Raw genomic sequence first — 10,588 nt, 5'->3', positions numbered from 1 at the left:
AAAAGTGAAAGGACAAGACCATGACCAACCCATTCGACGACGAGAACGGTCGCTTCTACGTGCTCGTCAACGACGAGAACCAGCATTCGCTGTGGCCGACCTTCGCGGACATCCCAGCCGGATGGACCAAGGTGTTTGGCGAGGACAGTCGCGCTGCGTGCCTCGAGTACGTCGAGCAGAACTGGACGGACCTCCGGCCGAAGAGCCTCATCGAGGCCATGGAAGCGGACAAGGGCGCCGGTTCCTAAACCGCTTTGTCCGGTATCGATCTACCGGAATGTCGGGACGATCGCGCGTGAATAACAAGTTAACCAACGATTCGCAGTGCACTACCGTAACTAGAACCCCACCAGTAACATGAAGTTGCATTTTCCTCGCAGATTTGCTTGTGGAATGTGCCACAGATGCTGAAGTAGGAGTCCTCAAATTCTTTGAGGTAGGGCACACTGTGTGGAAGGGCCGCAACGTACCAACGTCTGGGGAGGCGAGGACGCCGCGGTCACGCCGAAGTGGCGGGGGGAAAGGTAGTTTGACCATGGACGATCTGCTGCACGACATTCAGAATCGTGGTGCGATCACGCCGCATCTCACTGCGGTGCGGTTGGGCGACAAGGCGCTCTCGTACGGGGAGCTCGCTGACAGTATCGAGGACTACGACACGGTGCTTGCCGACCAGGGCATGTCTCACACCGCTGCGTTTTACGCGGCGCTGATGCACTGCGTGCCCGCGCTTGCCGACATCGAGCCCGCCGAGGCCCGGCTGCAGGTGATCGGTGAGGTTCAGGCATGGCTCGGGCGTGAGCGCGGGGAGGTCGCCAGCGTGCGCCCCCGCCTTCGCGCTGTCAGCTAGGCCCACAGCACGCAACGTCTCGACGACGAGACCCGCCCGGTGACACCGGGCGGGTCTCGTCGTCTGGGACTACGTTCGTTTTGCGACGATTCGCGGGAATCTGTATTTGCGGGTGCGGGTGCTGCGAACTGGCGGTGTCGGTTCAAAGACCGAAAATCAGTGCCAGGACCAAAATGATCGGCCCGCCGACGACGACACTTCCGGCGCCACAGACGATTCCGGTGACCGCGCGACCGGTGCCTCTACGTGTCGCGGGTGCACGGCTGACCTGTCTGATCCCCACGATGCCGGCGACGATCGCGACCATTCCGAGAATTGCCCCGAGTCCGAGGACGAGGGTCATCGGAACCGCGATCAAACCGGTTGTCAGCGCCAGCGATGCGGCGGGCGCTACCGTACGGCGTACCGTCGGCGACGAATACGGCAACGGTCGGAAAGCGGGAGCCGGCCGGAAATCGATGATCGACACCGGCCGGCGAGTCGACGGTCGGGCGGGTCCGCTCGAGGTGATGCCGAGAACGGGGTTCTGGTCGGCGGAGATCTGCAGGTCCCAGAAGTCGCCCACTGGCGGGAGTGCGGCGTGGTCCGCCGGTGCCGGGCGCACACGCGGCTCTACGCGTGTGACGGGCCGCGGCGAGGGCCCAGGTGTCTGATGTTCGGCAGGAGGCGCGGCCTCTGCTGCGGAGTCTGACGCCGCGGGAAGTGAGTTGTCGTCGAGATCGTTGACCGCGGGCCATCGGTCATGACGTTCGGTGATCGCCGGTGGGAACGGCTGGGTGGGAATGTCGACGCGCACGGCACCTCCTCGCTCGACGGCTCGCTGGACGGGCCGTACCGGGGCGAGTCTACCGGCGAGGAGGAAGTGCCTGCCGGTGTCAGCGTCCGGTGGCCATTCCGGCGAGCTGGGTGACGGCGTCGGCGCTGAGCTTCCAGCCGCCGTCGGCGTCGACATAGGTGAGCTTGATGTCGACCGGGGCCGGGGCATGCGGGCTGGCGACCGAGACCATGGCGACGGCCTGCTTGTCGCCGTCCTTCGAGACGTCCTTCACGGTGTAGACCTCAGGGGTGTAGCCGGCGACCGACGAACCCTTCGCGAAGGCGATGACCGCAGCCTTGGTGGCGGGCTCCGAGGTGTCGACGACGGTGTCGATCTCGTCGGCAGGTGTCGCCGGGTCGACGGCCTTGCGCAGAATGTCCTGGGCCCTCGAGTCGCTGAGGCCGGTCACCTCGTCGATCGCGTCACCGGCGGCGGTGGAGACCTCGGACGCGGCGGACTCAACTGCAGTCGACACCTTGCTGGTGGCCTCGTCCACGTCCTCAGATGAGCAGGCGGTGGCAACGAACAGCGCGGACCCGGCCATGGCGATGGCGGCGACGGACTTCCGGATCTTCATTGATTCCCCTTCATGCGACGCCTCCGCGGATCGGCACCGCGGAGTAGTGAGCCAACACTAACCCAGCGCTGAGACGGAATTAATCGGACCGCGGTCCGGTTATGCTGGGCGAGGCTGCCAGAGCAGCAGGATCGGCACGCAACGGGAGGCGCGACATGCAGTTCGGAATCTTCAGCGTCAGCGACATCACGACGGACCCCACCACGGGCAGGACCCCCTCCGAGAACGAACGGATCAAGGCGATCGTCGAGATCGCCAAGAAAGCCGAGGACATCGGCCTCGACGTGTTCGCCATCGGGGAGCACCACAACGAGCCGTTCTTCTCGTCCTCGCCGACGACGACCCTCGCCTACATCGCCGCGCAGACACAGCGTCTGCAGCTCAGTACGGCGACCACACTCATCACCACCAACGACCCGGTGAAGATCGCCGAGGACTTCGCCATGTTGCAGCACCTCGCCGACGGGCGCGTCGACCTGATGCTCGGGCGCGGGAACACCGGACCGGTGTACCCGTGGTTCGGTCAGGACATCCGCCAGGGCATCCCGCTCGCGATCGAGAACTACCACCTGCTCCACCGTCTGTGGACCGAGGACGTGGTCGACTGGGAGGGCCGGTTCCGTACCCCGCTCACGTCGTTCACCTCGATCCCGCGCCCGCTAGACGGCGTCGCGCCGTTCGTGTGGCACGGATCGATCCGCAGTCCGGAGATCGCCGAGCAGGCCGCGTATTACGGCGACGGCTTCTTCGCCAACAACATCTTCTGGCCAAAGGAACACTTCCAGCGGCTCATCGCCTTCTACCGCGAGCGGTATGAGCACCACGGACATGGCAAGGCCCATCAGGCCATCGTCGGCCTGGGCGGGCAGTTCTTCATCAGACCGCGCTCGCAGGACGCAGTGCGCGAGTTCCGGCCGTACTTCGACAACGCACCCGTCTACGGTCACGGCCCGTCGCTCAAGGAATTCACGTCGCAGACCCCGCTGACGGTGGGCAGCCCCGCCGAATTCGTCGACAAGACGCTGTCGTTCCGCGAGAGCTTCGGGGACTACCAGCGACAGCTGTTCCTCGTCGACCATGCGGGCCTGCCATTGAAGGTTGTCCTCGAGCAGCTCGACCTGCTCGGCGAGGTCCTGCCCGAGCTGCGCGAGGGGTTCGCTCAGGGTAGGCTCGCCGACGTTCCCGACGCGCCGACACACGCGTCGCTGGTGGCCGCGCGCTCACGAGTATGAGACTCGCCGCTCCCTATAGGCAGCTGGGTATGCCGAGTCTACCCGGACATTGTGCCTGGTCCGGAATCCTCCGCCTCGCCTAAGCCTCTCGAACTTGGTAAGGTTCGCTAAGGAGGGGAGGTCCGAAAAGCGGGATTTGCGACTGGAGACCAGGATGCCGAAGCTGAGTGTGATCATTCCCGTCCTCGACGAAGAAGATGCCATCGGACCCTGTCTGGAGGCCATAGCTGCTCAGACCTATCCGGTGGACGAGTGTGTCGTCGTTGACAACAACTGCACGGACCGCACGATCGAGATCGCGCGAACCTTCGAAAATCGCCTACCCCTCAGGATCGTGGCGGAGAAGCGGGCTGGAGTTGCCTGGGCTCGTGAGCGAGGTTTCGAAGTTGCCATCGGTGACCTGTTGGGGCGCATCGACGCCGACACCCGTCTAGAACCCAACTGGGCGCAAACCGTCGTGGATTTCTTCGAACAGCGACCGGATGTCGCGGCGGCGTCGGGCGCTACGTATCCGTATGACGTCCCATTTGCCGGCTGGTTTGAGCGCAGAGTCAGGCGCATGGCGGATGCGGATCGCGGACGCGAACGAGAAAACTTATACGGCGCGAACATGGTCGTCCGCCGGGAAGATTGGGATTCGACCCGTGCCTTGCAGCTCCTCGAGACCGACTTGCTCGAGGACGTCGATCTCTGTCTGGCGTTCAAGAAGAAAGGCAAGGTCATGTGGTGGCTACCCTCGCTGGTTGCCTCGCAGTCCTATCGTCGGGTGAAATCTTCGCCGATGGCCAGCCTTCGATACGCTCTGGCGGCGCCGCGCACATACCTGCGTCACCGCGAGTACAAGACTGCTGCTGTGATCACCGGTCTCATGCCGATCTCTCTGATAGTCGGGTGGTCGTTCTGGATCGTGCTGCTGCCTTACGACATCAAGACCCAGACCTGGCACTGGCGCAATGTATTCGCCGGCCAGGGACGGGTTCTGCCGATGGACTGATCGGCCGAGCCGCGCCCGTCAGGCGCGGCCCGGCGTGTTCGTCCGTGGCCGCAGCCGCGAGTGCGGCAGTGTGGGCGCGGGAAGGTGCTGGATGTCTCCGTCGTATCCCTGTACCTGTCCGAACCGTTCGCTGTGGGCCATCCACTCCTCGCGGAATCCGACGATCTCCTCATGCGTGCGACCGATGAAGTTCCACCACATCACGATGTCCTCGCCGAACGGGGTGCCGCCGAGGAGGATCACGCGGGCCACGTCGTCGGAGACGTTGGTGAGCGTCAGTCGCGACGCTCCCACTCCGACGTAGCCGAGTTCGGTGCGCTGTAGGGGAGGGGTGCCGGTGTCGGCGACCTCGATCGTCCCGGCGTCGACGAGGATGCCGTGTTCGAAGGCGGGATCGACGTCGAGGTCGAGGGTGGCGCCGGGCGCGAAGTCGAGCTGGGCGCCGAGCAGTGGCGTGAACGTGTGCACCGGTGACCGGGCGCCGAGCAGCTCGCCGAGGAACACCTTGGCCGTGACCCCGTCGAGCACGATGTCGTCCGGGCGGTGATGGGCGAAATCCCGTGGGGTGTCGACGGCATCGGCGGGAAGCGCGGTCCACAGCTGCACCCCGTGCAGGACCGTGGTCTCCGGCGTCGACACCTCGGTGTGGGCGATGCCGTGTCCCGCGGTCATCAGGTTGATCTCGCCGGGGCGGACCATCGCGTGGTTGCCCATCGTGTCGCGATGCTCGACCTCGCCGGTGAACAGCCAGCTGACCGTCTGCAGGCCGGTGTGCGGATGCGGTGGTACGTCCATCCCGCCGGTACTCGCCACGTCGTCGGGTCCGTAGTGGTCGACGAAGCACCACGCGCCGATGAGTGACCGCGACCGTTGGGGGAGGGTCCGGTGAACGGTCATCGCGCGCGGACCGCCGAGGGGTACGTCGCGTGCGGTGAGCACCTCGAGGCGAAGGTGCCCGGACCCGGTCGCACTCTCGGCGTCGGTCCGGCATTCGACCTCGGCCGGCTGGGTTTCCAGATTGCTCATGATGGCCATTCTCCCCGGCGTCGGGGATCGCGGTGCCCGGAAAGACTCAGACGACGGTCGGGTTCTCGAATCGCATGGTGATCTTCTCCACCGAGCTGGTCATCAGTGCGTGCCGGCCGAGTCGGAGTGAGCGGAGTTCGGCGGCGATCGGGTGGTCGCCGAGCGTGAGGCTCGCCCCGCCGAGGCGCGTGCGGGTCCCGCTCACCGATGTCAGCCGCCAGGGGGTGAGCCGGGTGACACCGTCGAGCTGGGAGTAGGCGTGCAGGACGGTGTCGGCGGTCGTGTCCGGGACCTTGATCCCCGGTTTGATCCGCAGATCCGCGATCAGCGCGCCGTCGGCCTCGAGTCGGCCGTGCCGGGCCGACGAGGTGTGGTCGACGTCGAACTCGGCCAGGGTCTTGGGGAAGCCCCAGATCCCGCGCCCGGCCGCGAGGGTGAAGTCGCCGTCCACCGGGAGTCGGTGCACGAGGGCACGTGCGTCGCTCTTGGCGAGAGAGCGGAGCGCCCGAAGAGGCGAGGTCGGGGGTTGCGAGGGGTCGTCGACGAGGAAACAGACACCGAACTCGTTGTACGGCCCGAGGTCGCCGTCGACGTAGTCGACGAAGACCAGCATGCACATCGCTCGTCCCGGTCGGATGCGCAGCGGACGCAGGGTGCCGGGCCGGGCGGACTCGCTGTCGATCGCTCGCTGGACCGCGGCCGCGTCGGCGGTGAAGCCCGCGACGAAACACTGCGCATGCCGGATCTCGACGGGCATGGTCACCGTGGTGCCGAGGATGTCGTGGGACGAGGGTGCGGTCACCGGTACTCCTTCTACTGCTCTGACGTGGGGTCTGCTGGAACAGATCGATGCAAGAATAGAACGTGTTCTAGTCTTGCACGGCCAGGGTGCGGGGGCGTCGGAGAAGGCGGATGTCCCCCATCCTGTGGACACCGAAGGCGACGAAACGAGACGGATTGTCGCAGGTCCGGGCCGAAAAACGGCCGGTGTCCGACTTGTCGTATACGGTTCGCCTCGTGTGCGGACGCGCCACACTGTGTAATTGCTGAGAGACGGTGAACGCCGCACGGTGAGCCGACGAAAGGGGGCGTCGTCGATGCCCGAGGGTAACGTCGCATCGCCGCACCGAACGGGTGCCGCACCGAGCCGGATGTCGACAGCGAGGTGCGCACGGTGACGGCGAACGATGTGGTGGCGGAGGATCGTGTCATCCGGGTGGGGATGATCGACGATCACCGCTCGCCGATCTGGGGGATCGAGCGGGTGTTGGACCCGGTCGACGACATCTCGCTGGCATGCTCGGCGTCCACGGTCGCGGGCGTGCTCGCGGGGATGCCACTCGACGTCGTGCTGCTCGATCTGCGCCTCGACGACGGCACCACACCCAGAGAGAACGTCAACACGCTCTCCGCGGCCGGTGTCGCCACGGTCGTGTACACATCCGGTGAGCATCCGGCGCTCCTGCGTTCGGCAGCCCGGGCGGGCGCTCTCGGAGTGGTACTGAAGTCGGCCGAGGAGTCCGTCATCATCGACGCGATCCGCGCGGCCGCCAAGGGGCGGGCGGTCCTGACCACCGAGTGGGCCGCGGCCATCGACGGTGACCCCGAACTGGCCGCGGTCGATCTGTCGCCGCAACTGCAGAAGGTGCTGGCGCTGTACGCGTCGGGGGAGACCTCTTCTCGGGTGGGAGCGGCCCTCGGGGTGTCCGCGGAGACGGTGAACGAGTACCTCAAACGAATTCGTCAGAAGTATGCAGACGCCGGCAGGCCGACCCGGACGAAGGTCGACCTGTTCAAGCGTGCGGTGGAGGACGGCTGGCTCCCGGTGCCCCAACGGCACCGGAGTCGTGGCGCTTCGGATCGTCGACAATAGGTCGATCCGGATCGGGCCCAGGGACTGTCCGGTTCGGAATCAGTAGGCAGACAAGGGGAATGGTGGGGAATCAGTGGGCGATCGGCGCCGGAACAGTAGGAGTCCCCATTTCTGGGTCTACCGGGCGACCGACAGCAGCACTACTTTCAGATCATTGGGAATTACGCGTGGAGCGTGCGGCGTCGGGGGACGTGGGCGATGCGCCAGAAATTAGGGGATGGACCAGTGACGGCCACTTCAGAGTTCTACCGAACCGCACAGTCCCGGGGGGCCGTGGACCAGCGCCGTGTCGGCTCGCCGGAGTCGATGCTCCACAACGGGATCACCCGGCTTTCGGATTACCGCCCGGCCGTCGACCGTGCACCGGCGGCGCTGCCGCGGCCGAGCCTGTCCGACCGCGAGGTCGAGGTTCTGCTCGGCTGGCTCGCTGCCGAGTCGAAGGAAGAGGCGGCCGCCCGGCTCTTCATCTCGGCGTCGACCGTGAGTACCCACCTCGCACGAATCCGTGCCAAGTACACCGCGGTCGGCCGTCCGGCCCCGACGAAGACGCACCTCTTCGCCCGCGCCCTGCAAGACGGATACACCAGCCTCGATCGCTGGTGACCGACCCGTCACACGCGCGGCCTGCGGTGATCCCGGAACGGGGGTCAGCGCAGGTCGCGCGCCAGTTTCGGCCAGGTTGCGTACAGGTCGTCCTGCCAGTAGCCCCACGAGTGGGTACCGGTGGGACGTAGATTCACCTGGACCGGCAGCCCGAGTGCGCGCATCCGCTGCACCATCTGACGGGTACAGATGTCGATGGCGACCTCGATGCCGCCACCCACGACGGCCTGGTTGACCAGGTCGAAGGCGCTGCCGTCGATACTCGGATCCCCGAGCTGCTCGTGCGAACCGGGCAGGCCGGTCCCGCTGGTCATGTACACCTTGGTCCCCCGCAGCTTCTCGGCGTTGAGGTATGGGTCGTTCGCACGCCACCCCGGTCCGCTCAGCGGGCCCCACATGTTGACCATGTTCGCCCCGCCACGATCCTCGACGACCATCCGGATGTACTGCTGTCCGGCCGGATCACTCGTCCGGGCACAGCCGCTGAACGCGGCCACGGATCGGTAGAGCCCCGGGGCGGCGATGGCCAGATTGAGCACCGAGGTCCCCGCCATCGAGATACCTGCGATGGCGTTCGCGCCGGTGGTCGGGAACTCCTCGTCGATGATCGGCGGGAGTTCCTCGGTCAGGAACGTCTGCCACTTGTTGCGGCCGAGTACCGGATCGTCACGCTGCCAGTCCGTGTAATACGAGAAGGCGCCGCCGATCGGCGTCACCACGTAGGCGTTCTTGTCGGCGAAGTACTTCTTGTATGTTGTCCGGGCGTCCCAGGTCGCCGAGTCCTCGCCGCCGCCGGCCCCGTTGAGCAGGTACAGAACCGGAGCCGGTCGAGACCGGTCGCGTGGCGTGAGGACGGTCACCGCGACCGACCGGTCCATCGCCGCCGAGTGCACCAACAGCGTCGTCTGCTGGGGGTCGTCGACGTAGCGGTCGATGACCCGCGATCCGGGTTCCGCGCCGGCGGGTGATGCGGATACGAAGCCGTGCGCGGCGAGTAGCACCGTCACCGTCAACAGAACCGTCCGGAACCGTCCGCCGTTCACGCCCACCGCGCCCCACCTGTCTTCTCTGATTCATCCCACCTCTGCCGACGCAGGACGCGCCGGCCGGCGAAATGGCCCCGCCGTCAGTGTAGGCATCGTTCGCAGGCGTACTCGGCGATACGGCCTCGGCTCAGAGACGGACCTGGGCCAGGATCGGCGTGGTCGGCTGCGGGGAACCGCCCGCGGGCTCGATGGTCACCGCCAGCACCTGGGCGTCGCCGAGCCCGTCGACGACGACCGGTTCGGTGTCGCCACCGGGGATCAGACCGGCCGGGACCGGTTTCTCCGCTCCGCCGACCAGCCAGAGCTGAAAAGTGCTGTCCGGTGAGATCGGACGGCCCGGATCCCGGATGAGGGTCACCGCGCGGCCGGCGGTCTCGGAGGTGATGACGGTGATCGTGCCGCGGTCGTCCGCCAGGGGTTCGGCGGTGATGGTCGCATCACCGGCCGCGAGAACGGTGAGGACCTCCTGCTGCGTCTCGCCGACCGAGGTCGCGGCGGGCGAGGGTTCCGGTGCCGTGGTGCGGCCGATCAGGACGCCGGCGCCGAGAGCGACGACGACGGTCACCGCGGCGGCGGCGAGCACGGCCGTCGTCCGCTGTGGACCCTGTCGGCGTCCGCCGATGGGCACGGGCTCAGGAATCGGAGGCGGTGTCGGCGCATCGAATCCGGCGGCCCCGTCGAAGACGTGGGTCAGTACCCGACCCCGAAGGCCGGAAGGCGTCTCGAGTGCGTACGTGCTCGAGAATCCGGCCATCGCGGTGTGGATCTCGACGATCCGGTCCTCATAGGCCGATCGTGCGTCCGGCGGGAGCGCGGCGAGTTCCCGTTCCGCGCGGAGGGTCTCCTCCGGAGTCAGAGCGGAAACGGCATACAGCTCGATGTGATCGTCGAGCCAGGCAGACATGCGGTCATCGGGATCCGTGTCAGTGGTTGTCATGGTCAGTTCAGACATCCTCCTGCGTCCCCAAGCACTGTTTCAGGCGGCGTAGGCCGTCCCTGATGCGTGACTTGATGGTGGGCAAGGGGGTCTCGGTCTGCTCTGCCACCTCCGGATAGGTCAGACCGCCGAAGTAGGACATCTCGATGGAGCTTCGTTGCAGTTCCGTGAGCTCGCCGAGGCACGTCCGTAGCGTACGCGCCTCGTCGGCGTGGACAACCACCTCGAGCGGAATGTTGCGTGGAGTTTCCACCGAGGCAGCGCCGTAGTCGGACATCCGTTCCTGCTGGAGTTGCTCGGTGCGCACGCGATCGACGGCGCGACGATGGGCGATGGTCATCATCCAGGTGAGGACCGACCCCCGGGCGGCGTGGTACTGGCCCGCCTTCTGCCAGTACTGCAGGTAGGCCTCCTGCACGATCTCCTCCGCGTATTCGCGGTCGCGGACGACGCGGAACGCGAGCCCGTAGATGCGCGAACTCGTCAGGTCGTACAGACGCGTGAACGCGGCACGGTCCCCGGTGGAAGCCGATTCGAGAAGATCGCGCAACAAACGAGATTCGTGTCCACGTCCGTGGTCCGCATCGGGGGTCGCGCTGCCGTCGTCCGATGTCACCTCTTCACCGTAACCGG

At 66.3% G+C, this 10,588-nt stretch carries 13 protein-coding genes; 6 read left to right on the top strand and 7 right to left on the bottom strand.

Translation table 11 applies throughout. The features are described 5' to 3' along the window. Positions 1-20 precede the first annotated feature (20 nt). The gene (locus BJF87_RS22665; protein ID WP_075863961.1) at positions 21-248 is read left to right on the top strand and encodes an MbtH family protein; all 228 of its coding nucleotides are present in this window, start codon (positions 21-23) and stop codon (positions 246-248) included. Between the two features lie 287 nt (positions 249-535). After that, entirely contained in the window at positions 536-850 is a 315-nt protein-coding gene (locus BJF87_RS22660) for a hypothetical protein (protein WP_075863960.1), read from the top strand. Between the two features lie 142 nt (positions 851-992). Here BJF87_RS22660 and BJF87_RS22655 read toward each other — a convergent pair whose 3' ends face one another. Both BJF87_RS22655 and BJF87_RS22650 read right to left on the bottom strand, forming a co-directional pair. Continuing rightward, on the bottom strand, positions 993-1,646 hold the full coding sequence (locus tag BJF87_RS22655) for a DUF4190 domain-containing protein (RefSeq protein ID WP_075863958.1): 654 nt from the start codon (positions 1,644-1,646) through the stop codon (positions 993-995). A gap of 79 nt (positions 1,647-1,725) precedes the next feature. Next, entirely contained in the window at positions 1,726-2,244 is a 519-nt protein-coding gene (locus BJF87_RS22650; protein WP_075863957.1) for a DUF4878 domain-containing protein, read from the bottom strand. Between the two features lie 155 nt (positions 2,245-2,399). Between BJF87_RS22650 and BJF87_RS22645 the strand changes: the two genes are divergently transcribed. Together BJF87_RS22645 and BJF87_RS22640 are read left to right on the top strand one after the other, a co-directional pair. After that, positions 2,400-3,476 carry an LLM class flavin-dependent oxidoreductase gene (locus tag BJF87_RS22645; protein ID WP_075863956.1) on the top strand — a complete coding sequence of 359 codons (1,077 nt, stop codon included), beginning with the start codon at positions 2,400-2,402 and terminating at the stop codon, positions 3,474-3,476. A 154-nt stretch (positions 3,477-3,630) separates the two neighbouring features. Next, entirely contained in the window at positions 3,631-4,470 is an 840-nt protein-coding gene (locus tag BJF87_RS22640) for a glycosyltransferase family 2 protein (RefSeq protein WP_075863972.1), read from the top strand. An 18-nt stretch (positions 4,471-4,488) separates the two neighbouring features. Here BJF87_RS22640 and BJF87_RS22635 read toward each other — a convergent pair whose 3' ends face one another. Both BJF87_RS22635 and BJF87_RS22630 read right to left on the bottom strand, forming a co-directional pair. Beyond that, complete coding sequence (locus tag BJF87_RS22635; protein ID WP_075863971.1) at positions 4,489-5,496, bottom strand: pirin family protein; 1,008 nt, start codon at positions 5,494-5,496, stop codon at positions 4,489-4,491. Between the two features lie 46 nt (positions 5,497-5,542). Then, positions 5,543-6,298 carry an acetoacetate decarboxylase family protein gene (locus BJF87_RS22630; protein WP_075863955.1) on the bottom strand — a complete coding sequence of 252 codons (756 nt, stop codon included), beginning with the start codon at positions 6,296-6,298 and terminating at the stop codon, positions 5,543-5,545. Positions 6,299-6,718: 420 nt separating this feature from the next. On the opposite strand from BJF87_RS22630, the gene BJF87_RS22625 reads away from it, so the two are divergent. Next, the gene (locus BJF87_RS22625; RefSeq protein WP_035755171.1) at positions 6,719-7,369 is read left to right on the top strand and encodes a LuxR C-terminal-related transcriptional regulator; all 651 of its coding nucleotides are present in this window, start codon (positions 6,719-6,721) and stop codon (positions 7,367-7,369) included. A gap of 225 nt (positions 7,370-7,594) precedes the next feature. Beyond that, a complete protein-coding gene (locus BJF87_RS22620) occupies positions 7,595-7,972 on the top strand; it encodes a LuxR C-terminal-related transcriptional regulator (protein WP_035754971.1) in 378 nt (125 codons plus the stop codon). 44 nt (positions 7,973-8,016) lie between these two features. On the opposite strand, the gene BJF87_RS22615 is transcribed toward BJF87_RS22620, so the two are convergent. From BJF87_RS22615 to sigK, 3 genes are all read right to left on the bottom strand, one after another. After that, a complete protein-coding gene (locus BJF87_RS22615) occupies positions 8,017-9,021 on the bottom strand; it encodes an alpha/beta hydrolase family protein (protein WP_075863954.1) in 1,005 nt (334 codons plus the stop codon). Between the two features lie 124 nt (positions 9,022-9,145). Further along, positions 9,146-9,970 carry an anti-sigma factor gene (locus BJF87_RS22610; protein WP_035754977.1) on the bottom strand — a complete coding sequence of 275 codons (825 nt, stop codon included), beginning with the start codon at positions 9,968-9,970 and terminating at the stop codon, positions 9,146-9,148. Then, positions 9,963-10,571, bottom strand: coding sequence for an ECF RNA polymerase sigma factor SigK (gene sigK / locus BJF87_RS22605; RefSeq protein ID WP_035755173.1), 609 nt, complete (start codon positions 10,569-10,571; stop codon positions 9,963-9,965). The genes BJF87_RS22610 and sigK overlap by 8 nt, the downstream gene beginning before the upstream one ends. Positions 10,572-10,588 lie beyond the last annotated feature (17 nt).

It is taken from the genome of Gordonia sp. CNJ-863 (assembly GCF_001942325.1).
In the GTDB taxonomy this organism is placed as follows: Bacteria; Actinomycetota; Actinomycetes; order Mycobacteriales; family Mycobacteriaceae; genus Gordonia; species Gordonia alkanivorans.
The sequence above is the reverse complement of the archived record's forward strand: the minus strand, read 5'-3'. Positions and strand labels throughout refer to the sequence as shown.